Source organism: Streptomyces sp. NPDC045778 (genome assembly GCF_056431945.1).
The window spans coordinates 23,552-49,000 of sequence record NZ_JBWKJZ010000015.1 but is presented as its reverse complement, the minus strand read 5'-3'; the positions used below and the strand labels follow the sequence as shown (position 1 = coordinate 49,000).

Sequence of the window (25,449 nt, the reverse complement as noted above, 5' to 3'; positions counted from 1 at the left end):
CGGTGACCCGAGTGCCCCAACTCGGTGTCAGATCGGTCACGTCGCGAGTCCTCGGGGGTGCTCCGCGCGTTGTTCTCAGTGCAGAGTCATCGCGCTGCATCGAGCACACGGGGGAACAAGGACATGATGAACGAACGAGTGGTGCTGGAAAGCTTCCCCGCGGGCGGGCCCCGCGGATCGTGGCCCGCGGAGGAGTTCGCGCGGGCACGGCGCAGCGAGGGGCAGCTCGCCGAGGTCGTGATGGACCTGGCGACCGACGCCTTCCTGGTGATCGTGCGGGAGGAACTGGAGCCCGCCGCCTGAGCGGGGCCCGGGCCCGGGCCGGGGGCGGAGCGCCCTCGGCCCGGTGAAGTCCTGCCGGCGTCCCCCGGGACAGGGGCGACGCCGGGCGCTCAGGCGCGGACCGCTCCGGCCCACGCGGGCACGGCCCCGGACATCCGGCACAGGGCCAAGTACAGCGGAATGGGTGGCGTATAGGGGACCGCCCCCTCCGGGCGGTGGACGAGGACGGGCTCCCGCGCGGTGTCCGGCACCAGCGCGCCGGGCGAGTAGAACGCCGCGGGCGGCCACTCCAGGGCCACATCGGAATCCGCGGGCACGATCCACCACCAGCGCGGTCCGTCCTCGTACACACATCCCACCCGGGGCAGCCGGTCGAGCAGCCGCGGACCGAACTCCGCGGGCATGGCGACCGCGTCGCAGCCGAGGGGCTGCCCCATTCCGGCGGGGACGGCGAGCCGTGCCACTGGCTGCACACTCACGGCTCGCCGTCCGACCGCCCGCTCCCGCTCACGCGAGAGCCGTACCAAGGTGTCAAGGCCGAACAGTCGTGATGTCCCCGCGCTCACATATCCCCCGACCGCATCGCTGTCGCACTCGCATCCCCGTCACGTCGGCCTAAAGGCCGCCGGTGGCGCTCTGGTTGGTCCGGTGGCGGGTGTCGCCGGTCAGGCCCCTGCCGTGGCCGTCCGTGACGACGTCGCCGTAGTCGTCGAAGTTGTCCAAATCCAGCCCCATGCCGCCGAACGCGCCGGCGCCGAAGGCCGGTCCGGCGCGGTCGCGGCCGATCGGTAGCTCCGCCCACACCGAAAGGCCGGCTCCGGAATCCTGGACACCCCATGCGTTGCTCACGGCGCTCACGAGAAGCAACCCCCTCCCGTGCTCCTCGTCAGGCCCGCGCAGGCCGGTCGGGCGTGGAACCCCCGAACCACAGCCCTCGTCGCGTATGGCTATCCGCACGGTGTCGGCTTCCGTGCGGATCTCGCAGACGACGGTCCGGCTAGCGGTGTGCACGATGGCGTTGGTGACCAGCTCCGATACGACGAGCGCTGCCGTGTCGCAGGCGTCGTCGCCGACCGCGAGGGAACTGAGCCGGTCACGCGTCAACCGCCTGGCGCGGCCGACGGAACTCGGCAGCGCGGCCAGGGTGAAGGTGACGCAGGGCTCGGCGGCCGCCGCCCGGACCTCGGCACACACGCCAAGTCGGGGATCGGAGGCTTCAGTTCCTAACGATGCGGGCGGAGTCACGCTCTCCACTATCGCCCCGGCGCGAACACCTTGGCAAGGGCCACTCTGAAAAGTGCACAGTGACATGTTCCTTTGAGACGCCGCATGGCACACTTCTCGCAACGCCTCACCGTGCGGCGTGGGTTGGTGCGCCGCGTGACTACACAGAGTGACGCGAAGTGGCAAGATGCGATGCAGAGAGTGACGCGTAGTGGGTGGAGGTAAGACGTGAGCGAACCGCGGTCGGCGCCGACCGTCGGACAGGTCGTTCTCGGTCGTCGCCTACAGGACCTGCGTGAGCGCGCGGGGCTCAAGCGCGACGAGGCCGCGCGGATCCTGCGCGTGGCCCCGGCCACGGTGCGCCGCATGGAGACCGCCGAGGTCGCGCTGAAGATCCCGTACCTCCAGCTGCTCCTCAAGGCGTACGGCATCGCCGACGAAGAGGCCGAGGCCTTCATCGTCCTCGCCGAGGAGGCGAACAAGCCGGGCTGGTGGCAGCGCTTCCACGACATCCTGCCGGGCTGGTTCAGCATGTACGTCAGCCTGGAGGGCGCCGCGAGCCTCATCAGGTCGTACGAACCGCACTTCATGCCCGGTCTGTTGCAGACCGAGGACTACGCGCGCGGGGTCCTGCTCTCCGGAGCCATCGGCCAGACCCGGCCCGAGGACATCGAGCGCTACGTCGCCCTGCGCATGGAGCGCCAGACGCTGCTCAGTCGCGAGGACGCGCCGCGTTTGTGGGTCGTGATGGACGAGACCGCGCTGCGCCGCCCGGTCGGCGGACCGGACGTGATGCGTGCGCAGATCGACCGGTTGCTTGAGGCCACCGAAATGCCTCGTGTGACGTTGCAGGTCGCGCCGTTCGCGGCGGGCCCGCACCCGGGCACGTTCGGACCGTTCGTGCTCTTCCGCTTCGCCATGGCGGAGCTGCCGGACATGGTCTACAGCGAGTACCTCACCGGTGCCGTCTATCTGGACGCGCGCGCCGAGGTGGCGACGCATCTGGAGGTCATGGACCGCATGGCGGCCCAGGCCGCGACCGCACAACGCACGAAGGAGATCCTCCGGGATGTCCGCAAGGAGCTGTGAATGGACCGAGATCGACACCGAGCGGGCACGGGCCCCTCGTCACGGCCCGACACCCGCGCCGATTCCCGGCCCCCCGGATCCTCCCGGATCTACAACGGCATGCCCGCCCGTGAACTCGGCAGCGAGGGCTGGCACAAGCCGTGGAGCGGCGGCAACGGCGGCAACTGCCTGGAAGCCATGAAGCTGGACGACGGGCGTGTCGCCGTGCGCCAGTCCTCCGACCCGGACGGCCCCGCGCTCATCTACACGGATGGCGAGATCAGGGCGTTCATACAGGGAGCGAAGGCCGGAGAGGCCGACTTCCTGCTGTCGTGACGCGCGTAGCGGCCGCGGCTGCCACGGGCCGTTCTTGGGCGAGGCCTTTGTGCGGGGCCTTGGCGCGGGGCCTTGGCGCGGGGCCGCTCTTGGGCGAGGTCTTGGTGCGGGGCCTTGGTGCAGGGCCGCTCTTGAGCGAGGCCTTTGTGCGAGGCCTTCGCGCGAGGCCGCTCTTGAGCGAGGCGGTGTCACGCCGTGAGCGGGCGGTCGTGGGCGCCCACCGGTGACGGCAGCCGCGTACTGCCCATCAGCCAGCGGTCCACGGCCGCCGCCGCGGCCCGGCCCTCCGCGATCGCCCACACCACCAAGGACTGGCCACGGCCCGCGTCCCCGGCGACGAACACCCCCGGGACGTCCGTCGCGTACGCGTCGTCGCGGGCCACGGCCCCGCCCGGCGCCACGGACACGCCCAGTTCCCCGACCGCGCCGCCCGTCACCTCAGGCCCCTGGAACCCCAGCGCGAGCAGCACCAGGTCGGCGCGCAACACCCGCTCCGCGCCGGGCACCGGCCGCCGCCCCTCGTCGACACCGGTCAGCCGGACGGCCCGCACCCGCCCCGCCGCGTCCCCGGTGAACCGCAGCGTGGCCGCGGCGAAGAGCCGCGCGTCCGCGTCGGGGCGCTGCCCGAACCCCAGCTCCCCTGCCTCCTCGTGCGCGGGCGACACGCGGTACACGTGCGGGTACGTCGGCCAGGGCTCGGCCGCCCGGTCCCGTTCGGCGCCCGGCAGCGGCCGGATGTCCACCTGCGTCACCGACGCCGCGCCCTCGCGCACCGCCGTGCCCAGGCAGTCCGCGCCGGTGTCGCCGCCGCCCACGATCACCACGTGCTTCCCGGCCGCCGACAGCGGCGACGCGTCGAGGTCCCCCTCGCACACGCGGTTGGCGAGCGGCAGATACTCCATCGCCTGCCGGACCCCGGCCAGCTCCCGCCCCGGTACCGGCAGGTCCCGCCACGCCGTGGCCCCCACCGCGAGGACCACCGCGTCGTGCCGGGCGCGCAGCGCCGCCGCCCCCACGTCCCGCCCGACGTGCGTCGACGTACGGAACCTCGTGCCCTCCGCGGACAACTGCGCGAGCCGCCGCTCCAGATGCCGCTTCTCCATCTTGAACGCGGGGATCCCGTACCGCAGCAGCCCGCCCGCGCGGTCCTCGCGCTCGTACACCACGACCGTGTGCCCCGCACGCGTGAGCTGCTGCGCCGCCGCGAGGCCCGCCGGACCCGAACCGACGACGCCGACGCTCTTGCCGCTCAGCCGATCCGGCGGCCGGGGCGGCGCCAGGCCGTCCGCCCAGACGCGGTCGGCGATGGCGGCCTCGACGTTCTTGATCGTCACCGCGGGCTGGTTGATCGCGAGCACGCAGCCCGCCTCGCACGGGGCGGGGCACAACCGCCCGGTGAACTCGGGGAAGTTGTTCGTGGCGTGCAGCCGCTCGGCCGCCGCGTGCCAGTCGGCGCGCGACACCAGCTCGTTCCACTCCGGGACGAGGTTCCCCAGCGGGCACGCCTCGTGGCAGAACGGCACGCCGCAGTCCATGCACCGGTCCGCCTGCCGCTCCACGAGCGGCAGCAGCGCGCCCGGCTCGTACACCTCGCCCCAGTCCTTGACCCGGTCGCCGACCGCCCGCCGCGGCCACTCCTCGCGCGCCACCCTGAGGAACCCCTTGGGGTCGGCCATGGCCGTCTCCCTACGTCTCCCCTCCCCGCGATACGCCTCCTTCGAGTCACGGTACGTCGCGGGGGCGGGGCGGGCATGCCGGGAGCGGGGCGCCCCGGTCCGTCCCTGACCGGGCTGCCGTGGCCTGGGCCCGGAGCCCTGGCCCGGGAGGGCTCGGGCCGGTCAGGTCAGGCCGAGGACGAAGCACACCGAGGCCGCGGTGGCCGCCGCCGTGCGGACGTGGTTCCACACCGTCCACTCCGCCACGTACGTGCGCCAGTACGCGGCCCCGCGCTCCGAACCCGCGTCGACCTTCGCCAGCGCGTCGTTACGCGGCACGTTCGCCGCCACGGTGACGCCGAAGCAGCCCACCAGATACAGCGTGCAGCCGAGGAGCAGCTCCACCGTGCCCTCGTCCGGCCACAGCACGAACGTGACCACGGCGAGCACCGCGCACACGCCGGTCGCCCCCATGAACACGGCCATGAACGCCGGCGTGACCGCCGTGACGTTGATCGCGTTCATCGCGGCGATGCCCTGGGCCGGGGGCAGCGCGGCCAGGCCCTTCATCACGAACGTGGAGAAGCCGATGAACACCCCCGCGACCAGGCCGCAGGAGACCGCGCCGAGGACGGTGAGCACGAAGTAGGGTCCCGTGATCATGGCAACTCCCTGAATGGGTCCGGCCTCTGGACGATCGGCTCCCGCGGAGTGCTTTCCACGGGGGACCGGGCCTGGGGCGGTCGGCGCGCCGCGCAAGATCCTGCACGGTGTGGTGTGTCTACGACAAGGCGGTGTGTCTACGACAAGTCAAATGCCACGACGCGCCCCCGGCCATACGCCGTTCCCGCACCTCCATGCTCCACCGTCTCGCTACCGGCGCGCGCCCCCCTTTCCGACCCTGTCCGGGCCGTGCTCACCTCGTGCCGTCGCCCCAGGCGCGCAGCGTCTCCTCCACCACCCGCGCGATGCGGCGCCTGGCCTCGCCGCGGGGGACACCGCTCATCAGCAGGGTGTCGTACTCCGTCTCCGTGTGACGCACCGCCGCGATCACGGCCGCCGTCACCGCGCGCGGGGTGAGGGCCTGCCCGGCCGCGCTGCGGCCCACCCGGCCGCTGCCCCGCACCGAGGCGTGCGCGGCGATCCGCCGGGCCCGCTCCGGCGGGCACCGCGGGAACAGGCGCAGGATCTCCTCCGCGAACGCCGCGGCGAACCGCTCGTCCCGTGCCGCCCGGCGCACGGCGTCCCGCGCGCGCCGCCGCGCCCGTGCCTCCGCGTCCGCCAGGCACCGCTCCTCGGCCAGCGCGAGCGCGGCCTCCTCGACCAGGACGCCCTGGCGCTCATACCGGCTCTTGCGCCGGTTGAAGCGGACCACCACCGCCGAGAGGCCGCTGCCCTCCCGCGACCTCCTGGTGAGCGCGGTGTCGCCGCGCGGGAGATACACGAGGTGCCCGAGGTCCGCGCAGTCCAGACAGCCCGGCCTGCCCTCCTCCAGGACGAGCAGCGCCAACGGCCCGACCCCGCACTCCGCACAGCGCTTGTGCTTGTTCTTGAGAGTCATGAAGACCACAAGGCCGGTGTCGGCGGCGGCAGTTGCGGAGCGGGGCAGCGGCATGGTGGGTATCTTCCCGCCGGACCGCGCGCCGTACGCGGAGCCCGCCCCCGTGCCCACCCGCGGCGCCCCGCGCCTGGGGCGTCGGGGCATCATGGCCCCGTGCGACTCGAAGCGATCACCTGGGAACGGCTCACGGACACCCTCGCCGACCGGCTCCTGGAACTACCGCCCTCGGACGGCGGCGACTGGCCGCGCGTCGCCTTCGACGGCGCGCCCGCCGCCCGGCCCGGTGACCTCGCCGAGCGGGTCGCCGACGCGCTGCGCGTGCGCGGGCGGTCCGCGCTCGTCGTCGGCGCCCAGGGCTTTCTGCGCCCCGCCTCGCTGCGGTTCGAGTACGGCCACGAGGACGTCGAGGCCTACTACGGCGGCTGGTTCGACACCGGAGCCCTCTGGCGTGAGGTCTTCGGGCCCCTGGGCCCCGGCGGCTCCGGCCGGGTCCTGCCCGACCTGTGGGACCCGGTGGCCGACCGCGCCACACGCAGCCCGTACGTCCAGCTCCCTCCGGGAGGGCTGTTGTTGCTGCACGGCCCTCTGCTGCTCGGTCAATGGTTCCCCTTCGATCTGACGGTGCACGTACGGCTCTCCCCGGGCGCCCTGCGCAGGCGCACGGCCCCCGATGAGCAGTGGACGCTCCCGGCCTTCGAGCGCTACGAGGCCGAGCGGGACCCCACCGCCACGGCCGACGTGGTCGTACGGGCCGACGACCCCCGGCATCCCGCGTGGAACGGCTGACCCGCCGCGCCGCCGGTCGGCCGGGGCGCCGGCCCGCCGGGTGCCGGCTTACCGGGGTGCCGACCCGCTGAGGCGCGGTCGCCCCGTGCTGACCAGGTGCGGGTGCAGCCGTCCGGCGAGGCGGTGACAATGAGGTCGTCGGGACGGAACGAGGTCGTCGGGACCAGCGGTGCCCCCGCGCCGCGCCCGCCGTCCGGCATCGGGAGGCACGTCATGACCACCGCCGGAGACATCATGCACCGCGGGGCCCAATGGATCCCCGCCCACGAGACCCTGGACCGCGCCGCGCAGCTGATGCGCCAGCTGGACGTGGGCGCCCTGCCCATCAGCGACGAGAACGAGCGGCTTTGCGGCATCCTCACCGACCGCGACATCGTCGTCCGCTGCGTGGCCATGGGGCACGACCCGGCCAAGGTCACCGCGGGTGAACTCGCTCAGGGCACCCCGCGCTGGATCGCATCGGACGCCGGCGTCGACGCCGTCCTCGAGGAGATGCAGGGCCACCAGATCCGCAGGCTGCCCGTGATCGAGAACAAGCGCCTCGTCGGGATGATCAGCGAGGCCGACCTCACCAAGCACCTGACGGAGGAGCAACTCGCCGGCTGGTGCGAGAGCGTCTACGCCAAGGGCTGAGCCGGCCCGCGGGAAGGGCTGGTCCCTGGGGAGGGCTGGCCTGAACCGCCCTGCCGGCGGGTGCGGTCACAGCCAGCCGTTGCGCCGGAAGCCCCGGTACAGCACGACGCACCCCGTGGCGATCACCCCCATCACGAGTGCGTAGCCGTACCGCCAGTGCAGCTCCGGCATGTGGTCGAAGTTCATGCCGTAGATGCCGCACACCATCGTCGGGACGGCCACTATGGCGGCCCAGGCCGTGATCTTCCGGGTGGCGTCGTTCTGCGCGACGGTCACCTGGGCGAGGTGGGCCTGGAGGATCGAGTTCAGCAGTTCGTCGAAGGCGGCTATCTGCTCGGCGACCCGCTTGAGGTGGTCGTCGACGTCGCGGAAGTACGCCTGTATCTCGGGGGCGATGACGCGTATCGGCTGGGTGGCGAGCACCTGGAGGGGGCGGCCGAGGGGCACCACCGCGCGCTTCAGCTCCAGCAGCTCGCGCTTGAGCTGATAGATGCGGCCGGGGTCGGCGGTGCGCGCCCCGGTGGAGGAGAACACCTCCGACTCGACCTCGTCGATGTCGGCCTGCACCGCCTCCGCCACGTCGAGGTAGTCGTCGACGACGTGGTCCGCGATCGCGTGCAGCACCGCGGCCGGTCCCTGGGCGAGCTGCTCGGGGGTCGACTCGAGCTGCTCGCGCAGCGGGCCGAGGGAGCCGTGCCTGCCGTGCCGCACGGTGATCACGAACTCACGGCCGACGAAAACCATGATCTCGCCGGTGTCCACCACCTCGCTGGTCGCGGTCAGCTCGGCGTGCTCGACGTAGCAGACCGTCTTGAACACGGCGAACAGTGTCTGGTCATAGCGCTCCACCTTCGGCCGCTGGTGGGCGTGGACCGCGTCCTCGACCGCCAGCGGATGCAGGCCGAACAACTCGGCGATGTCGGAGAACTCCGGCTCCGTCGGCTCGTGCAGGCCGAGCCAGACGAAACCGTCGGCGTCCTTGCGGACCTGGGCCACGGCCTCGACGAGGTCGTCGTCACGGGCCGCGGTCTGCCGCACCCCCTTGCGATACGTCACGCACTTCACCACAGAGGAGCCCAGGGGGGAGCGGGCGGGGTGGCTCAGGTCGACGCGCGGGCTGCGCCGGGTCAGGCGCGCCACCTTCTGGAGGCCGCGAACGCCCTTCAGGTTCCCGACCTTGCGGAGGCTGCTCACCTTCCGCAAGTTGCTCCCCATCGACATGTGCGGCTCCTCGCGCTGGACTTGATGAACCAGTCTGCCAGTCCGGCCCCCACCGCGTTTGAGCCTGTGGGAACGGACGATTCCGGTCCGTGCCGCCGCTACGCCTGCCCTTCCCCGGGCCGGGAAACCCCCGGCGGGCGCGGCCCCCGCGCCTGCCCGTCACCGGGCCGCGGTGCCCTTGGCGTAGGTCACCGTCGTGCCTCCTCGTCATCGGACCGTGAATCCCTCGGCGCGGGGCGCGCCCCCACCCGCGTCACCGCTCGCGCTCCGGCCCAGCAGCCCTCCGTCACCGCCTCGCACAGCTTCGCGCCCGCGAGCCGTGAGGCGATGAACGCACCGGTGAAGGCATCGCCCGCGCCCGTGGAGTCCCGCGCCTCCGCACGCTCCGCGGGCACGCGCACCCGCACCTCGCCGTCCCGCGCGGCCAGCGCGCCCTCGCGGCCCGACTTGACCACCACCGTGGGGAAGTGGCGGTTCAGTGCCCGTGCCGCGTCCGCCGCCCGCGGCAGGCCCGAGAGCAGCTCCGCCTCGTCCCGGCTCGGCAGCAGCACGTCCGTGCCGCCCGACCACGCCAGGAAGCGGTCCGGGCCGTGCCGCGCCAGGAAGCCCGCCGACGCCGGGTCCACGCTCACCGTCACCCCTCGGGCCCGCGCCGCGCCGAGAGCCACCCGCGCGAGGGCCCGGCTGGGCTCGGCGAAGAACAAGTAGCCGGACAGGTGCAGCCAGCCCACGCCGTCGAGCAGCGACGGTGTCCAGTCGTCCGGATCGAGGCGCAACACGGCGCCGCTGTCCGTGAGGAAGGTCCGCTCCGCCGTGCCGTCGGCCGTGTCGACCAGGCTGATCACGGTGCCGGTGGGGGCGTCGGGGTCGACGACGAGGTGGGGGAGCACGGCCGCCCGGACCAGGTTCTCCTCGTGCCAGGCCGCCGCGTCGGCGCCGACGCGCCCCAGGAAGCGCACGTCCTGGTGCCCCCAACAGGCCGCCCAGCACGCGACGTTGGCACCCGCGCCACCCGGCACCGTGCGGATCGCGGCCTCCGTGTCGGTGCCGGGCACCAAAGGGGTGCCGTGCCGGGCGACGATGTCCGTGACGACGTCACCGACGACCAGCAGGCCCTGGGGGCGGCTCATCCCTCCGCCCACGCGGCCGCGATCCGTGCCGCAAGGCGTACGTTGCCCCGTACCGCCGCGAGGTTCGCCTCCAGGGAGGCCCCTTCGGTGTGCCGCACCAAGTGGTCGAGGAGGAACGGCGTCACCGCCTGCCCCGTCACGCCCCGCGCGTCGCACTCCCGCAGCGCCTGATCGAGTACGCGCGCGTGGAGGGCGGGATCGAGCTGCTCCGCCTCGGGCACGGGGTTCGCCACGACGAGCGCCGACTCCGGCCCGGCCAGCGCGTCCTGGGCCCGCATCACGCCCGCCACCTCGTCCGGCGTACCTAGCGTCCAGTCCACGGGGTGCCCGGAGTCGGTGAGGTAGAAGCCGGGGAAGCGCTCCGTACGGTATCCGGCGACTGCGACGCCGAGCGTCTCCAGGCGCTGGAGCGTGGCCGCCACGTCCAGGATCGACTTCACTCCTGCGCACACCACCGTGATCCGCGTCCGCGCGAGCAGCCCGAGGTCGGCGGACTCGTCCTGTGTCACCGTCCACTCCCGGTGCACCCCGCCGAGCCCGCCCGTGGCGAACACCCGCAGGCCCGCGCGGGCGGCGAGCAGCGCGGTCGCCGACACCGTCGTGGCCCCGCAGGCACCCGTGGCGACGGCCAGGGCCAGATCGCGGTGGCCCAGCTTGCGGATGCCGTCCTGCCCTGCGACCCGTTCCAGCTGCTCCTTGTCCAGGCCGACATGAGGGCGGCCGTCCAGGACGGCGATCGTCGCCGGGACGGCGCCCTCCTCGCGTACGGCCTCCTCCAGTTCGAGCGCCACGCGCAGATTGCGCGGGCGCGGCAGTCCGTGCGCGATGATCGTGGACTCCAGGGCCACGACCGGCCGCCGCCGCGCGAGAGCCGCCTGTACCTCGTCGGAAACCACCAACACGGGTCTGCCTCCTGCCAGTCGGACCACCTTCGCTCCTGGGTTCATCCCTGGCGGGCGGCGTGCCGCGGCAAACCCATTAGGGTGACCGGCCATGACCACAAATGATCAGAGCGTTGCCTCATTTGCCGTGCACATTCCGGATGTCGACCTCGATGAGGAGCCGCTGGACCCGGAGCAGATCGTCTCCGGCACCCCGGTGGTCACCGGCAAGGTCCTGTGGGAGTCCGCCGACGGCAAGCAGCTGCGCGGCATCTGGCAGATCACGCCGGGCGTGGTGACCGACACCGAGGCCGACGAACTGTTCGTGGTCGTCAGCGGGCGCGCCACCATCGAGGTGGAAGGCGGCGACGTCATCGAGGTCGGCCCCGGCGACGCGGCCGTGCTGCGCGAGGGGGACCGCACGACGTGGACGGTGCACGAGACGCTGCGCAAGGCGTACCACATCACGCTGGGCGACTAGGGCTCCGCGAGGGCCGGGGCACCGGTCATGGGCTGCCGGGCCGCCGGGCGCGGGGCTCTCGGGCAGAGGGCTGTCGGGAGGCCCCCGGAGCGCCGGGTTCCGCTGGGCCTCACGCCGTGGGCTCAGCGGCCCGTGGCCCCCGCGTGAGCAGGCCCAGGGCCGCGAGGGGCAGGAGCAGCAGCGCCGCCCCGAGGTTGAGCCAGCCGTAGCTCGCCCGCGCGACCACCAGTCCCGCGACCGCGCCGCCGACGCCCGCCGCCGCGTTCATCGTCAGGTCCGACAGGCCCTGCGCGGCTGCGCGCGCGGCCGGCGGCACGGAGTCGGTGAGCAGCGCGGAGCCGGACACCAGGCCCGCCGACCAGCCGAGGCCGAGCAGGAACAGGCCCGCCGCCGTCTGCGCGTGGTTGCCGCCCGCGGTGCCCGCGAGCAGCGCGGAGACGGCGAGCAGTCCCACGCACAGGCCGATGACGCTGAGCCGTCCGAGCCGGTCCGCGAGCCGCCCCATCACCGGTGAGAACGCGTACATGCCCGCGATGTGCCCGCTGATCACCAGGCCGATCAGATCGATGCTCGCCCCGTGGTGGCCGAGGTCGACCGGTGTCATCGACATGATCGAGACCATCGCGGTGTGGGCGATGGTGACCGTCACCAGGGCCAGTCTGGCCTTCCCCGACGCGGCCACGGCGGCGACCCCGGCCCGCAGCGACCCGCCGGCCGCCGAGGTGTCCGCGTCGGGCTCCAGGGCGCGGGCGGTCAGGAGCGGGTCGGGGCGCAGGAGCACCGCCACGACGACCGCCGAGAGCAGGAACACCCCGGCCGCCCACACGAACGCCCCCGAGGCCTTGGGGATGCCGAGCGCGGAGACGCTGCGGCCGGCGGGCGCCGCGATGTTCGGGCCTAGCACCGCGCCGACCGTCGTGGCCCACACGACGTTCGAGATGGCCCGGGCCCGGGCGCCCGGCTCGGCCAGGTCGGCGGCCGCGAACCGCGCCTGGAGGTTCGCCGACGAGGCCGCGCCGAACCCGGCCATGCCGACGAGCAGCAGCGGGAAGTTCCCCAGGGCCGCGGCCACGACGACGACCGCCGCGCCCGCCGCGCCGATCAGATAGGCCAGTACGAGGCCGGGGCGGCGGCCCCACGCCGCCATCAGGGCGGCCAGGGGCACCGAGAGGACGGCGGTCCCCACGACGGTCGCGGTGGGCGCGAGCCCGGACAGCGACTCGGTGCCGCTGACCTCCTTCGCGAGTACGGCGGCGAGCGCGACGCCGGTGGCGACGCCGAGCCCGCCGAGGATCTGGCTGACGACCAGGACCGCGGTGACACGGCGGCGCAGGGCGGGCAGGTCCCTCACACCGACGGGCCCGACGCCCGCCCGCTCGGTCGCGGTCACCGCCCGCCTGCCGTGGCCTCGGCCGACGGGGTGCCTCTACGGGATGACGCCCACGGGCCGCCTCTACGGGATGACGCCCACGGGCCGCCTCTACGGGACGCCGACGCCGACGGGATGTCCGTACGGAACGACGCCGTCGGGACGCCTGCGCGCGATGGCTGGGCCGGATGCGGCACCCGTCTCGGGAGAGGCGGGGGACACGGGGATATGGAGGATGCGGTCACGCGCGCAGTGTGCCAGCACGCACGGACAGACCGGCATGGCTCTCCCCGCGCTCCAAGGGGCCCCGTAAGCCGGAAAGGGCCCCTCCTGGCCCCGCCCCAGCCGACCGCCCCCAACCCCCAGCCCCCAACCCCCAGCCCTCAGAACAGCGGCTCGGGCAGAACCCCCTCCAGAGCCAGCAGCCGCCGCTTGGTCTCCAGGCCGCCGCCGAAGCCGCCTATGCCGCCGTCGCTCTCGACCACGCGGTGGCAGGGCACCACGACGGGCAGGGGGTTGGCGCCCATCGCCATGCCCACGGCCTGAGCCGCTCCGGGCTGGCCGAGGCGGCGGGCGAGGTCCCCATAGCCCACGACCGCGCCGAACGGCACGCCCGTCGCCAGCTCGCGCAGCACCTGGCGGTTGAAGCCGGAGATCAGCGACCAGTCGAGCGGCAGCTCGAAGTCGCGCCGACGGCCGGCGAAATAGGCCTCCAGCTGGCCTATGGGCTCCGCGAGCAGCGGGGAGGAGGGCGCCTCGACCGGCTCCGCGCCGAGCCGGGAGCCGAGCCGCTCGACGGCCTTGTCCCGCACGTCGTCGGTGGCGTGGAAGACGACGTTGACCAGGCCGGTCCCGGTCGCGGCGAGCAGCAGGGGACCGATGTCGCTGGCGACGACGGCCCACACCGGGCCCGGCCGCCCGGCCCGCTGCTGCTCCTGCTGGGTGTGCCCCGTGGCGTTCATGGACACCACCGTACGGGCGGGCACTGACAACGCCGCCGGGCTGGGGTGGCCGGGGCGGCCGGGCGGCGGGCCCGCCGCGCCCGTCAGTAGTCGCGGATCGCCGCGCGCACCACGTCGGGCTTGTTGGTGATGATGCCGTTCACCCCGAAGTCCGCGACCCGCCGCGCCGCCGCGGCCTCGTCGATGGTCCAGGTGAAGATCTCCAGCGGCTTGCCGTGCGGGCCCTTGAGGGCCTGGATCGCGGCGACGTAACCCTCGGAGATGGAGGTGTGCGTGGAGTTGATCTGGTCGGCGAACTTCGCGTACTCCGGCAGCTGGCTGACGGCGGGCGTCCCCAGGAAGCCGGTCTTGACGTCGGGCCGCAGCGCGCGCACCTGTCGCACGCTGTCCGCGCTGAAGCTCTGGACGACCAGCTCGTGCTTCACGTGGTGGCGGTCGAGCCAGCCCGTCCGGCGCAGCACGCGCAGGGTGTCGCGCTCGATGCCGGGGTACAGCTCCGGCTTCTTGATCTCCAGGACGAGCCGCTGCCCGTTCTCCGAGACGCGGTTCATGTATTGCGTGAGGGTCGGCACGCGCGCGCCCTTGTACTTGGCGCTGAACCAGCTGCCCGCGTCGAGCTTCGCGATCTCCTTGATGGTGAAGTCCTTGACCTTCCAGGGGGCGCGGTCGGGGAAGACCTCCTCGACGTTCGTCGTCCGCTTCAGGTTGTCGTCGTGCACGATGACGAGCACGCCGTCCTTGGTGCGCTGCACGTCGTTCTCGACCCAGCGGAAGCCCAGCTCGTCGGCCTTGTCGATGGCGGCGAGCGTGTTCTCGGGGGCGTAGGCGGAGGCCCCGCGGTGGGCGACGACCAGCGGTCTGTCATGCCCGGCGGCCGCGTGGACGCGGCTCTCCGGGGCGGGCGTCTCGGCGGCGGCGGTGGAGGGGAGCACCAGGGCACCCGCCCCCAGAAGGGCGGCGGTCGTGGCGGCGGCGCGTGCGGGCACGGCTTCTCCTCGCGTCGGAGATCAGGGGGACCCCGCGAGCGTGACAGTGCCCTGCCAACTACAGACAGGTGCAGGATGGCCACAGGCTGAACACCAGCCCCCCATGTGGGGACCCCGCGCGCGGAAGCCGTGTTTCTTTGCCGGAAAATCGTTCGTACGTTCCTGGATGGGCCCTACCCTCGCCTCAGCCGACGCTCCGTCACCCGGCGGTCGCCCGGGGGTGGACGGGGTGTTCCGGGACATTCGGGTACGACAGGCGGAAGGGCTAGCGCTCATGGAGGGCACGGTCGACGGCTTCAGCTACGGGCTCGTCACACCCGTGGTCGCGTACCTCATGGCCTGTCTCGGCGGGGCGCTCGGCCTGCGCTGCACCACCCGGTCGCTGCTCGTCGCGCACTCCTGGCGGCCGGGCTGGCTCGCCCTCGGCTCGGCCGCGATCGGCTCCGGCATCTGGACCATGCACTTCATCGCCATGATGGGATTCACCGTCAAGGAGACCCCCATCACCTACGACCGGCTGACGACCTTCGCGAGCCTCGCCGTCGCCATCGTCATGGTCGGCGTCGGGATCTTCATCGTCGGCTACCGGGGCGCCAAGGGAACGGCCCTGTTCACCGGGGGCACCATCACAGGCCTTGGCATCGCGTCGATGCACTACCTGGGAATGGCCGGTATGCGCCTTGGCGGCAGGCTCCAGTACAACACCGTGACCGTCGCCGCCTCCGTGGTGATCGCCGTCGTCGCCGCCATCGCCGCGCTGTGGGCCGCCGGACAGGTCAGGGGCTTCCTGTGGAGCCTCGGCGCCAGCCTGGTCATGGGCCTCGCCGTCAGCGGCATGCACTACACCGGCATGGCCGCCGTCAGCGTCCACCTGCACAGCACCCCGAGCCCGTCGTCCGGGGGCTCGTCGGCCGAGCTGCTGGCGCCCCTCATGATCGGTCCGCTGGCCTTCCTGCTGCTCTCGGGCGTGATCGTGATGGTCGACCCCCTGATGATCCTCGGCAAGGCCGACCTGAAGGCCGCCGCGCGGCCACGCACCCCCGCCTCCCCCGTGCCGCGCTCCGGCGACCGCCTCTACGGGCACGTCGGCCGCAGGGCACCGGCGCGGCCGGGCCGCAGGAGCCGCCGCAGGCCGGGCGTGCGCGCCCCGCAGAAGTGGTGAGCGCGCCGGCGGCCGGCGGCGAGCGGGGCGGCGTTGTCAGTGCGGAGTCGTACGGTGGATCCCATGCGGCCCGTATCGAAGATCGAACGCACGGTGGCGCCTTTCGAGGTCGTCAGCCCGTTTCAGCCCAGTGGCGACCAGCCGGCCGCCATCGCCGAGCTGGAGAAGCGCATCCGCGCAGGTGAGAAGGATGTCGTCCTGCTCGGCGCGACCGGCACCGGCAAGTCGGCCACCACCGCGTGGATGATCGAGAAGCTCCAGCGCCCGACGCTCGTCATGGCGCCGAACAAAACCCTGGCCGCCCAGCTGGCGAACGAGTTCCGAGAGCTCCTGCCGAACAACGCGGTGGAATACTTCGTCTCGTACTACGACTACTACCAGCCCGAGGCGTACGTCCCGCAGTCGGACACGTACATCGAGAAGGACTCCTCGATCAACGAGGAGGTGGAGCGCCTGCGCCACTCCGCGACGAATTCGCTGCTCACCCGCCGTGACGTCATCGTGGTCGCCTCCGTTTCCTGCATCTACGGCCTCGGCACCCCGCAGGAGTACGTGGACCGCATGGTGCCGCTCAAGGTCGGCGACGAGATCGACCGCGACCAGCTCCTGCGCCGCTTCGTCGACATCCAGTACACGCGCAACGACCTCGCCTTCACCCGGGGCACGTTCCGCGTCCGCGGCGACACCATCGAGATCTTCCCGGTCTACGAGGAGCTGGCCGTGCGCATCGAGATGTTCGGCGACGAGATCGAGGCGCTGTCCACGCTCCACCCGCTCACCGGCGAGGTCATCAGCGACGACGACCACCTCTACGTCTTCCCGGCGTCGCACTACGTGGCGGGCCCGGAGCGCATGGAGAAGGCGGTCAACGGCATCGAGAAGGAGCTGACCGAGCGCCTCGCGGAGCTGGAGAAGCAGGGCAAGATGCTGGAGGCCCAGCGCCTGCGCATGCGCACCACGTACGACCTGGAGATGCTCCGCCAGATCGGCTCCTGCTCCGGCGTCGAGAACTACTCGATGCACTTCGACGACCGCGCCCCCGGCACCCCGCCGCACACCCTGCTCGACTACTTCCCGGACGACTTCCTGCTCGTCCTCGACGAGTCGCACGTCACCGTCCCCCAGATCGGCGCCATGTACGAGGGCGACGCCTCCCGCAAGCGCACCCTCGTCGACCACGGCTTCCGGCTCCCCTCCGCGCTCGACAACCGCCCCTTGAAGTGGGAGGAGTTCCAGGAGCGCATCGGGCAGACCGTCTATCTGTCGGCGACCCCGGGCGCGTACGAGCTGTCCCGTTCGGACGGGCACGTCGAGCAGATCATCCGCCCCACCGGACTCGTCGACCCGGAGGTCGTCGTGAAGTCCACCGAGGGGCAGATCGACGACCTGGTGCACGAGATCCGCAAGCGCACCGAGAAGGACGAGCGCGTCCTCGTCACCACGCTCACCAAGAAGATGGCCGAGGACCTCACGGACTACTTCCTCGAACTGGGCATCCAGGTCCGCTATCTGCACAGCGACGTCGACACCCTGCGCCGCGTCGAGCTGCTGCGCGAGCTGCGGGCCGGCGAGTTCGACGTCCTGGTCGGCATCAACCTCCTGCGGGAGGGACTCGACCTGCCCGAGGTCTCCCTGGTGGCGATCCTGGACGCCGACAAGGAAGGCTTCCTGCGCTCGGGCACCTCGCTGATCCAGACCATCGGCCGCGCCGCGCGCAACGTCTCCGGTCAGGTCCACATGTACGCCGACAAGATCACCCCGGCGATGGCGAAGGCCATCGACGAGACCAACCGCCGCCGCGAGAAGCAGATCGCGTACAACACGGAGCGGGGCATCGACCCGCAGCCCCTCCGCAAGAAGATCAACGACATCGTGTCGGCGATCGCGCGCGAGGAGGTCGACACCGAGCAGCTCCTCGGCACGGACTACCGCAAGGCGAAGGACGGCAAGGGCGCCAAGGCCCCCGTGCCCTCGCTCGGCAAGGCGGCCGCCGGGGGAGCAGCCAAGGCGAAGAAGTCCGCCAAGGACAAGCAGGCGCCCACGGACAAGCCCGCCACCGAGCTGGCCGCGCAGATCGAGGAGATGACCGAGCGGATGCGCGCCGCCGCCGCGGACCTCCAGTTCGAGATCGCCGCCCGGCTGCGCGACGAGGTGTCGGAGATGAAGAAGGAGCTGCGGCAGATGAAGGAGGCGGGCCTGGCGTAGCGCGGACCGCCCGTGGTGTCGCGGTGTGTTGCAAGACCGACACAATCCGCGGACCGAGCTGCGGCGCGCTGGACACCGCTGCATAGGGTGATGGGGCGGCCGCCGGAAGGTGGCGGTCGCCCTGGGGAGTTCGAGAAGGGGACAGCGCGTGACGGTCAACATGACCAAGGGCCAGGCCATCAGCCTGCAGAAGAACGACGGGGGCGCCCTGACCGCGGTGCGCATGGGCCTCGGCTGGAAGGCGGCCGCGCGGCGCGGCCTGTTCGGCACCCGGACGCGCGAGGTCGACCTGGACGCGTCGGCCGTCCTGTTCGCCGACAAGCAGCCCGTGGACGTGGTCTTCTTCCGCCACCTCGTCAGCGACGACGGCTCCGTGCGGCACACCGGTGACAATCTGGTCGGCGGCGTCGGCCAGGGCGGCGACGACGAGGCGATCCTCGTCGACCTCCAGCGCGTCCCGGTCCACATCGACCAGATCATCTTCACGGTGAACTCCTTCACCGGCCAGACGTTCCAGGAGGTGCAGAACGCCTTCTGCCGCCTGGTCGACGAGACCAACGGCCAGGAACTCGCCCGCTACACCCTGGACGGCGGCGGCCAGTACACCGCCCAGATCATGGCCAAGGTCCACCGCGTGGGCACCGGCTGGCAGATGACGGCCCTCGGCAGCCCTGCCAACGGCCGCACCTTCCAGGACCTGATGCCGGCGATCCTGCCGCACCTCTAAGGCCCGACTCGGCCGTCCCCGGACGGCGGTCCGTACGTACGAAGGCCCCGAGCGGGGCCGACAGGGGGAACGAACGCGATGACGGCCGAGCTGGTCAGGGGGCAGAACCATCCGCTTCCCGGCACCCGCCTAGAGGTGCGGGTGTCGGCCGCCCAACCGGTCGTCGCCGGCGCCACGCTCAGCGACGACCAGCGCAAGGTGCGCGGCGTCTCCTGGGTCGCCCACCCCGGAGCCCCCACCCTGCCGGGCCTCGAAGTGTCCCGGCAGGCCGCCGCCGACCACCGCCTCGCCATCGACCTCGACGCGCTGCCGGACGACGCCCACCAGGTCAACGTCCTGCTCGCGCTCCCCGTCGGCGCCGCGGGCCCGGCCAGCTTCGGTGCCGTCGCGGCGCCGTTCGTCGCCGTCACCGGCCTCGACGGCGCCGAGATCGCCAGCTACACCCTCACGGACCTCACCGCCGAGTCGGCCGTCGTCGCCCTGGAGCTGTACCGCAGGCAGGGCGCCTGGAAGGTCCGCGCCGTCGGCCAGGGCTACGCGGGCGGCCTCGCCGAGATGCTCGCCGACCAGGGCCTGCCCCAGGCTCAGGACCTCGCCGCGACCATCGACGAAGCGGTGGCCCAAGGCCTCGCCCGCTCCGTCGCCGCGCCCCCGCCCCGCCCCGCGGACGAAGCCCGGGTGCGCGCCGCCGCCCAGGGCCACACGGCGCCGGGACAGCGCCCCTCCGCCCCTCAGGGCGACTCCGCCGTCACCCGCCCCGCCCCGCCGCAGCCCGCCCCGCCGCAGCCGGGCCCGCCCGCGCCGGGCGACGGCGCCCCGGCCCAGCCCGGCGACAGCGGCCCCGTCGACTACACCCACCCGCGCCGCCAGACCAGCGCGCCCCCGCCGCCCCCGCCCGCCGCACCGGCGGCCCCGCCCGGACAGTCCGCCCAGCCCGTCGCGGGCGACGCCACCGGCTGGTCCCTGGAGGAGCGCCTCTACAACCAGGTGTGGGGCATGTTCGAGGACCTGGCCCGCACCACGGCGGCGTACCGCAGTGCCGTCGACTTCGCCGACTCGCGCATGGAGCAGGAGCTGGACAAGGTCCTCTCCGACCCGCGCAGCCGCATCGGCGGCGCGGGCGACGCCGCGCGCGAGACCGCCCGCGCCAAGCACGGCGACCTCGTCGACCAGGCCAGGGCCGCGCTCGACCGCGACCTGGCCCAGCTCGCCGCCGAGTCGGAGGTCGTGGAGCCCGCGCTGCCGCCGCCGTACGCCGACTGGTCGAGCCCTGTCTGGCACGCCTACCGCGTGCCCATGGAGATCCCCATGGCCGTGCGCCTCGGCGGGCTCCGCCTGCCCGAGCGCCCTGATCTGCGCATCCCCATGCTGGTGCGGCTGCCCCTTGAGCGGGGCCTGTGGATCGACAGCGGCCGCTCGGGCACCGACTCGCTCGCGGACGCCGACACCCTGCGCCGCCTCGCCCTGGACAGCGCCGTCGCGCACGCGGCACGCCTGCTGGCCGCCTATCCGCCCGGTGAGTTCACCGTGCACGTCATCGACGCGGCGGGCACCGGCGCCGCCGCGCTCGCCCCGCTCGTGACCTCCGGTGTCCTCGACGAGCCGCCCGCCTCCGGGCCCGCGGGCGTCGGCGCCGTCCTCACCAAGCTCACCCAGCGGGTGGACCTGTTGCAGATGGCCGTGCGCGGTGGCGTCTCCTCGTCCCTGCCGCCGGACCTCGACACGGGCGAGCACCTCCTGGTGGTCAACGACTTCCCGCACGGCTTCGACGACCGCGCCGTGACCCAGCTGCGCTACCTGGCCGACGAGGGGCCGGCCGTCGGCGTCCACCTGATGATGGTCGCCGACCGCGAGGACGCCCGGGAGTACGGCCCCCTGCTCGACCCGCTGTGGCGCGCGCTCCTGCGACTGACCCCGGTGCCCGACGACCACCTCGCCGACCCCTGGGTGGGCCACGCGTGGACGTATGAGCCGCCGCTGCCGCCGTCCGGCAGCGAGGTCCTCCACCACGTCCTGGCGAGCGTCGGCACGGCCCGGCGCACGGGCAGCCGCTGAGCCCCAGAGCCGGCGCGCGAGGCACCCCTGACGAGTGACCCCTATGTCGACTAAGTGACCATGCGAGGTCCTGACCTGGCTACTTGGCGGTCGTTTGCCGTGGCCTTTACCAAACCTTGGTCTTTCGCGTAGGCTTCTCCGTGCGGAGGGGAGTACTCCCATACGCGACGTGCCCGTCAATACGGACCGCCATCGGTCCCGGGGCGTCGGCCCGCCAGGCACCGAGAGTGCCGGGGTGGAAGAGACCTCCGGCAGCGACGACGCTGATCAGTAGCCGTACGAAGCCGGAGGCGCAGTGGACGTTTCTATGACCCTGTGGGTGGCGACCGTTCTCGGTCTGTGTGCCCTGATCGCGGTCGACTTCTTCATCGGGCGCAAGCCCCATGACGTGTCGATCAAGGAAGCCGGAATCTGGACGGTCGTCTGGATCGTGCTCGCCGGGCTCTTCGGGCTCGGCCTGCTGATCGCGGGCGAGACCCAGGCATCGGGCGAGTTCTTCGCCGGCTTCATCACCGAGAAGTCGCTGAGCGTCGACAACCTCTTCGTCTTCATCCTGATCATGGCGAAGTTCTCGGTGCCCTCGCACCTCCAGCAGCGCGTGCTGCTGTTCGGCGTGCTGATCGCCCTGATCCTGCGAGCGATCTTCATCGCCGCAGGCGCCGCGGTCATCGCCAACTTCTCCTGGGTGTTCTACATCTTCGGCGCGTTCCTGATCTACACCGCCTGGAAGCTCATCCAGGAGGCCCGTGCCGACGAGGAGGAAGAGGACTGGGAGGAGAACCGCCTCCTGAAGTCCATCGAGAAGAAGTTCGGCGTCTCGGACCGGTACGAGGGCACGAAGCTGTTCGTCCGGAAGAACGGCAAGAAGATCATGACGCCCCTGATGGTCGTCATGCTCGCCATCGGCACCACCGACGTGCTGTTCGCGATGGACTCGATCCCCGCGATCTTCGGCCTCACCCAGGACCCGTACATCGTCTTCACCGCCAACGCGTTCGCCCTGATGGGTCTGCGACAGCTGTACTTCCTCATCGGTGGCCTCCTGAAGAAGCTGGTCCACCTGAGCTACGGCCTGTCGGTGATCCTCGGCTTCATCGGCGTGAAGCTCGTCCTGCACGCCCTGCACGAGAACGGGGTGCACGTCCCCGAGATCTCCATCCCGGTCTCGCTCGGCGTCATCTGCGGTGTCCTGATCATCACGACGATCACCAGCCTCATGGCCTCCAAGAAGCAGCAGGAGCGCGAGGCGGCCGCCGCGGCGACCGGCAAGGACGAGGCCTCGAAGGACAGCGTCGAGGCGTAATCGCCCTCTCCGTAGAGAGGCAGTACGAAGGCGCCCCTCTCCGTAGGGAGCGGGTGCCGCCGAAAGGAACCACCGGAGCGGTGCACAGTCCACGACTGTGCACCGCTTCCGCATAGAGAGGAACGTATGGAGTCGCGGCCCACCCGCGCGCGGGGCAGCATCGAAGGCATGATCCCAAGACTCCGGGCCCTCGCCTCGCGGTGGACAACCGCCGTGCCCGTCCTCGGAGTCGTCCTGCTCGCCTGCACCTGGGGGCGGGACCTGCCCGGTGGCATCGTCGCCCTGGTGACGGTGGTCCTCGCCGGAGCCGTGCTCGCCGCGGTGCACCACGCCGAGGTCATCGCGCACCGCGTCGGCGAACCGTTCGGCTCGCTCGTCCTCGCCGTCGCCGTGACGATCATCGAGGTGGCCCTGATCGTCACCCTGATGGCCGATGGCGGCGACAAGAGCTCCACCCTGGCGCGCGACACCGTCTTCGCCGCCGTGATGATCACCTGCAACGGCATAGTCGGTCTGTGCCTGCTCACCGCGGCCCTGCGGCACCGGGTCGCCGTCTTCAACCCCGAGGGCACCGGAGCGGCCCTCGCGACGGTCGCCACGCTGGCCACGCTGAGCCTGGTCCTGCCGACGTTCACGACGTCCAAGCCGGGCCCGGAGTTCTCCACGTCGCAGCTCACCTTCGCGGCCCTGGCCTCGCTCGTCCTGTACGGCCTCTTCGTGGCGACGCAGACCGTGCGCCACCGCGACTACTTCCTGCCCGTCACCAAGGAGGGCGAGGTCCGCGACGCCGACGACCACGCCGAGGTGCCCTCGTCGCGCACCGCCCTGATCAGCCTCGGGCTGCTCGCGCTCGCCCTGGTCGGCGTCGTCGGCCTCGCCAAGGGCGTGTCGCCGACCATCGAGTCGGGCGTGGAGTCGGCGGGCCTGCCGCACGCCGTCGTCGGCGTGATCATCGCGCTCCTTGTGCTGCTCCCGGAGACCATCGCGGCCGTGCGCGCCGCCCGCCGCGACCGCGTGCAGACCAGCCTGAACCTGGCCCTCGGCTCGGCGATGGCCAGCATCGGCCTGACCATCCCGGCCGTCGCCATCGCGTCCGTGTGGCTGACCGGACCGCTCGTGCTCGGGCTCAGCTCGACCCACATGGTGCTGCTCCTGCTCACGGTCGGCGTCAGCACGCTCACCGTCGTGCCGGGCCGGGCCACCCTCCTCCAGGGCGGCGTCCACCTGGTGCTCTTCGCGGCCTATCTGGAACTGGCCATGAACCCGTGAGAGCGGGGCGGTGCCGTCACCCGGTGACCGGCACCGCCCGGCCCGCGGGCCGCGTCTCCGGCAGCAGCGCGAAGCAGCCGAGGCTCAGCACCGCCACCGCCGTCAGATACGCCGCCACGCCCCAGGGCGGGCCCTCGCCGCGTGCCGTCGCCGTGGCCACGAGCGGGGTGAGGGCGCCGCCGAGCACCCCGGCGAGGTTGTAGCCCACAGCGGCCCCCGTGCAGCGCACACGCGGCTCGTACAGCTCCGGCAGATAGGCCGAGACCACCCCGAACATCGTCGTGAACGCGACCAGGGCCACCAGGAAGCCGAGGAACATCAGCAGCGGCTGTCCCGTCGCCAGGAGCGCCACCATCGGGAACATCCACAGGGCGGTCGCCGCGCACCCGACCAGGCACAGCGGCCGCCGCCCGTAGCGGTCCCCCAGGTGCGCCGACACAGGCGTCAGCGCCCCCATGGCCACGACGGCCGCCATCACGCACGTCAGCATCACCGGACGGCTCACGCCGAGCCGCTCCACTCCGTAGGCGAGCGACCACGTCGTCACGGCGTAGAACACCGCGTACCCGACGGCGATGGCGCCGGCCGTCAGCAGGACGAGCCGCCAGTGGCCGCGCACCACCTCGGCGAGCGGCACGCGCGCGGGCTCGCGTACGCCGAGGAAGTCCGGGCTCTCCTCCAGGGACACCCGCAACGCGAGCCCGGCCGCCGCGAGCAGCCCCGCCACCCAGAACGGAATCCGCCATCCCCAGGAGGCGAACTGCGCCTCCGTGAGCGTCACCGAGAGCCCCAGGGTGATGCCGTTGGCGAACAGGAACCCGACCGGAGGGCCGATCTGCGGGAAGCTCGCCCACAACCCGCGCCGCTCGGCGGGCGCGTGCTCGGCTGTCAGGAGCACGGCCCCGCTCCACTCGCCGCCGAGCCCCACGCCCTGCACGAACCGCAGGACGAGCAGCAGGACGGGCGCGGCGACACCGATCGACTCGTACGTCGGCACGCAGCCGACGGCGACGGTGACGAGGCCCGTCACGAGCAGCGAGACGACCAGGACGGGCCGTCGGCCGTGCCGGTCGCCGATGTGCCCGAAGAGGACCGACCCCAGCGGCCGGGCGACGAAGCCCACCCCGAACGTCGCGAACGCGGCGAGCGTCCCCGCCAGGGGCGAGAACGTGGGGAAGAACAGCGGCCCGAGGACGAGCGCCGCCGCGGTGCCGTAGACGAAGAAGTCGTAGAACTCGATGGCGGTCCCGGCGAGCGACGCGGCGGCCAGCCGCGGCAGCGACGGGGCGGCCCCGGACCGGGTGGTTGGCGGAGAGTCACTGGTGTGCACGGTGCGTCAACCACCCGCCGTGCGGGGCGGTTACGGGAAGGGCCTCAGTACGTGACTGTCATGCGCGGGTCTGCCGAGCCATGGCCCCCGGGCGGCCCAGCTCGCACATCACGGACGCGCCGTGGTAGCTGACGACGCCTGTCCGCCACAGGAAGGCGGGCAGGACGGTGTTGTCGCTGAACCCGAAGGACAGCTTCGGGTGCGCGCGGAACAACGGCTCCAGGGGCGGCGTCGCGCCCGGCAGCGTACGTCGGGCGCCCGGCGCGCGCACCGCGACGACCGGCCCCTGAGGCGCCGTGATAGACCGTCTGGGAGCAGCAGCCCGACGCACGGAGGTCCCTGTGCCCCACACCCTCGCCACCGCCCCGATCATGATCCTGAACGGGCCCAACCTGAACCTCCTGGGCAAGCGGCAGCCGGAGATCTACGGCACCGACACGCTCGCCGACGTCGAGGCCCGGTGCGCCGAGGCGGCCGCGGCGCACGGGGGGACGGTCGACCTCAGGCAGTCCAACCACGAGGGCGAACTGGTGGACTGGATCCACGAGGCGCGCGAGAACCACGTGGGCATCGTCATCAACCCCGCCGCCTACTCCCACACGTCCGTGGCGATCCTGGACGCGCTCAACGCCTGTGACGGCATGCCGGTGGTGGAGGTCCACATCTCCAACATCCACCAGCGGGAGGCCTTCCGGCACCACTCCTACGTCTCGCGGCGCGCGGACGGCGTCATCGCGGGGTGCGGGGTGCAGGGGTACGTGTTCGGGGTGGAGCGGGTGGCCGCGCTCGTCGCGCGGGGCTGAGGGCGGCGCCGGGGGCCGGC

26 protein-coding genes are annotated in these 25,449 nt (G+C 72.5%); 13 read left to right on the top strand and 13 right to left on the bottom strand.

Annotated features, from left to right (window positions below):
- Positions 1-123: 123 nt before the first annotated feature.
- Positions 124-303 carry a hypothetical protein gene (locus AC07GB_RS20535; protein ID WP_478847661.1) on the top strand — a complete coding sequence of 60 codons (180 nt, stop codon included), beginning with the start codon at positions 124-126 and terminating at the stop codon, positions 301-303.
- Positions 304-392: 89 nt separating this feature from the next.
- Here the strand turns inward: AC07GB_RS20535 and AC07GB_RS20530 are convergent, their stop codons facing one another.
- Positions 393-761, bottom strand: coding sequence for a hypothetical protein (locus AC07GB_RS20530; protein ID WP_478847395.1), 369 nt, complete (start codon positions 759-761; stop codon positions 393-395).
- Between the two features lie 136 nt (positions 762-897).
- The gene (locus AC07GB_RS20525; protein WP_478847394.1) at positions 898-1,527 is read right to left on the bottom strand and encodes an ATP-binding protein; all 630 of its coding nucleotides are present in this window, start codon (positions 1,525-1,527) and stop codon (positions 898-900) included.
- A gap of 207 nt (positions 1,528-1,734) precedes the next feature.
- Between AC07GB_RS20525 and AC07GB_RS20520 the strand changes: the two genes are divergently transcribed.
- Together AC07GB_RS20520 and AC07GB_RS20515 are read left to right on the top strand one after the other, a co-directional pair.
- The gene (locus AC07GB_RS20520) at positions 1,735-2,595 is read left to right on the top strand and encodes a helix-turn-helix domain-containing protein (protein ID WP_478847392.1); all 861 of its coding nucleotides are present in this window, start codon (positions 1,735-1,737) and stop codon (positions 2,593-2,595) included.
- 99 nt (positions 2,596-2,694) lie between these two features.
- Positions 2,695-2,910: a DUF397 domain-containing protein gene (locus AC07GB_RS20515; RefSeq protein ID WP_051855567.1), complete on the top strand. Its 216-nt coding sequence runs from the start codon at positions 2,695-2,697 to the stop codon at positions 2,908-2,910.
- A 188-nt stretch (positions 2,911-3,098) separates the two neighbouring features.
- On the opposite strand, the gene AC07GB_RS20510 is transcribed toward AC07GB_RS20515, so the two are convergent.
- The 3 genes from AC07GB_RS20510 to AC07GB_RS20500 all read right to left on the bottom strand — a co-directional run bounded on the left by AC07GB_RS20510 (position 3,099) and on the right by AC07GB_RS20500 (position 6,126).
- Positions 3,099-4,586, bottom strand: coding sequence for a glutamate synthase subunit beta (locus AC07GB_RS20510; RefSeq protein WP_478847390.1), 1,488 nt, complete (start codon positions 4,584-4,586; stop codon positions 3,099-3,101).
- A gap of 162 nt (positions 4,587-4,748) precedes the next feature.
- Complete coding sequence (locus tag AC07GB_RS20505; protein WP_478847388.1) at positions 4,749-5,228, bottom strand: anthrone oxygenase family protein; 480 nt, start codon at positions 5,226-5,228, stop codon at positions 4,749-4,751.
- Positions 5,229-5,481: 253 nt separating this feature from the next.
- Positions 5,482-6,126 carry a DUF2293 domain-containing protein gene (locus AC07GB_RS20500; protein WP_478847651.1) on the bottom strand — a complete coding sequence of 215 codons (645 nt, stop codon included), beginning with the start codon at positions 6,124-6,126 and terminating at the stop codon, positions 5,482-5,484.
- 153 nt (positions 6,127-6,279) lie between these two features.
- On the opposite strand from AC07GB_RS20500, the gene AC07GB_RS20495 reads away from it, so the two are divergent.
- The gene (locus tag AC07GB_RS20495; protein WP_478847386.1) at positions 6,280-6,912 is read left to right on the top strand and encodes a nucleoside/nucleotide kinase family protein; all 633 of its coding nucleotides are present in this window, start codon (positions 6,280-6,282) and stop codon (positions 6,910-6,912) included.
- A gap of 213 nt (positions 6,913-7,125) precedes the next feature.
- A complete protein-coding gene (locus tag AC07GB_RS20490; protein WP_478847384.1) occupies positions 7,126-7,545 on the top strand; it encodes a CBS domain-containing protein in 420 nt (139 codons plus the stop codon).
- A 66-nt stretch (positions 7,546-7,611) separates the two neighbouring features.
- Here the strand turns inward: AC07GB_RS20490 and corA are convergent, their stop codons facing one another.
- From corA to AC07GB_RS20475, 3 genes are all read right to left on the bottom strand, one after another.
- Positions 7,612-8,766 carry a magnesium/cobalt transporter CorA gene (gene corA, locus AC07GB_RS20485; protein ID WP_478847382.1) on the bottom strand — a complete coding sequence of 385 codons (1,155 nt, stop codon included), beginning with the start codon at positions 8,764-8,766 and terminating at the stop codon, positions 7,612-7,614.
- Positions 8,767-8,954: 188 nt separating this feature from the next.
- Positions 8,955-9,896: a carbohydrate kinase family protein gene (locus AC07GB_RS20480; RefSeq protein WP_478847380.1), complete on the bottom strand. Its 942-nt coding sequence runs from the start codon at positions 9,894-9,896 to the stop codon at positions 8,955-8,957.
- Positions 9,893-10,843 (bottom strand): pseudouridine-5'-phosphate glycosidase, encoded by a 951-nt coding sequence (locus AC07GB_RS20475; RefSeq protein WP_478847378.1) that lies wholly within the window; start codon positions 10,841-10,843, stop codon positions 9,893-9,895. The genes AC07GB_RS20480 and AC07GB_RS20475 overlap by 4 nt, the downstream gene beginning before the upstream one ends.
- Positions 10,844-10,889: 46 nt before the next feature.
- Here AC07GB_RS20475 and AC07GB_RS20470 point away from each other — a divergent pair, with 46 nt between their 5' ends.
- Complete coding sequence (locus AC07GB_RS20470) at positions 10,890-11,258, top strand: cupin domain-containing protein (protein ID WP_478847376.1); 369 nt, start codon at positions 10,890-10,892, stop codon at positions 11,256-11,258.
- 109 nt (positions 11,259-11,367) lie between these two features.
- On the opposite strand, the gene AC07GB_RS20465 is transcribed toward AC07GB_RS20470, so the two are convergent.
- The 3 genes from AC07GB_RS20465 to AC07GB_RS20455 all read right to left on the bottom strand — a co-directional run bounded on the left by AC07GB_RS20465 (position 11,368) and on the right by AC07GB_RS20455 (position 14,575).
- On the bottom strand, positions 11,368-12,648 hold the full coding sequence (locus tag AC07GB_RS20465) for an MFS transporter (RefSeq protein WP_478847374.1): 1,281 nt from the start codon (positions 12,646-12,648) through the stop codon (positions 11,368-11,370).
- 362 nt (positions 12,649-13,010) lie between these two features.
- A complete protein-coding gene (locus AC07GB_RS20460) occupies positions 13,011-13,589 on the bottom strand; it encodes a methylated-DNA--[protein]-cysteine S-methyltransferase (protein ID WP_478847372.1) in 579 nt (192 codons plus the stop codon).
- Between the two features lie 83 nt (positions 13,590-13,672).
- Entirely contained in the window at positions 13,673-14,575 is a 903-nt protein-coding gene (locus AC07GB_RS20455; RefSeq protein WP_478847370.1) for a glycerophosphodiester phosphodiesterase, read from the bottom strand.
- Positions 14,576-14,849: 274 nt separating this feature from the next.
- On the opposite strand from AC07GB_RS20455, the gene AC07GB_RS20450 reads away from it, so the two are divergent.
- From AC07GB_RS20450 to AC07GB_RS20425, 6 genes are all read left to right on the top strand, one after another.
- Positions 14,850-15,737: an MHYT domain-containing protein gene (locus tag AC07GB_RS20450; protein WP_478847368.1), complete on the top strand. Its 888-nt coding sequence runs from the start codon at positions 14,850-14,852 to the stop codon at positions 15,735-15,737.
- Between the two features lie 63 nt (positions 15,738-15,800).
- Positions 15,801-17,942: an excinuclease ABC subunit UvrB gene (uvrB, locus tag AC07GB_RS20445; protein WP_478847366.1), complete on the top strand. Its 2,142-nt coding sequence runs from the start codon at positions 15,801-15,803 to the stop codon at positions 17,940-17,942.
- A gap of 148 nt (positions 17,943-18,090) precedes the next feature.
- A complete protein-coding gene (locus tag AC07GB_RS20440) occupies positions 18,091-18,669 on the top strand; it encodes a TerD family protein (RefSeq protein WP_478847364.1) in 579 nt (192 codons plus the stop codon).
- Between the two features lie 78 nt (positions 18,670-18,747).
- Positions 18,748-20,724 carry a TerD family protein gene (locus AC07GB_RS20435; RefSeq protein ID WP_478847362.1) on the top strand — a complete coding sequence of 659 codons (1,977 nt, stop codon included), beginning with the start codon at positions 18,748-18,750 and terminating at the stop codon, positions 20,722-20,724.
- A 295-nt stretch (positions 20,725-21,019) separates the two neighbouring features.
- Complete coding sequence (locus AC07GB_RS20430) at positions 21,020-22,027, top strand: TerC family protein (protein WP_478847360.1); 1,008 nt, start codon at positions 21,020-21,022, stop codon at positions 22,025-22,027.
- A gap of 168 nt (positions 22,028-22,195) precedes the next feature.
- On the top strand, positions 22,196-23,296 hold the full coding sequence (locus AC07GB_RS20425) for a calcium:cation antiporter (RefSeq protein WP_478847358.1): 1,101 nt from the start codon (positions 22,196-22,198) through the stop codon (positions 23,294-23,296).
- Between the two features lie 16 nt (positions 23,297-23,312).
- On the opposite strand, the gene AC07GB_RS20420 is transcribed toward AC07GB_RS20425, so the two are convergent.
- Positions 23,313-24,626 (bottom strand): MFS transporter, encoded by a 1,314-nt coding sequence (locus tag AC07GB_RS20420; RefSeq protein WP_478847356.1) that lies wholly within the window; start codon positions 24,624-24,626, stop codon positions 23,313-23,315.
- A gap of 58 nt (positions 24,627-24,684) precedes the next feature.
- Complete coding sequence (locus tag AC07GB_RS20415; protein WP_478847354.1) at positions 24,685-24,897, bottom strand: LD-carboxypeptidase; 213 nt, start codon at positions 24,895-24,897, stop codon at positions 24,685-24,687.
- Between the two features lie 70 nt (positions 24,898-24,967).
- Between AC07GB_RS20415 and aroQ the strand changes: the two genes are divergently transcribed.
- Positions 24,968-25,429, top strand: a complete 462-nt coding sequence (gene aroQ, locus AC07GB_RS20410; RefSeq protein WP_478847352.1) for a type II 3-dehydroquinate dehydratase — start codon at positions 24,968-24,970, stop codon at positions 25,427-25,429.
- Positions 25,430-25,449: the final 20 nt, after the last annotated feature.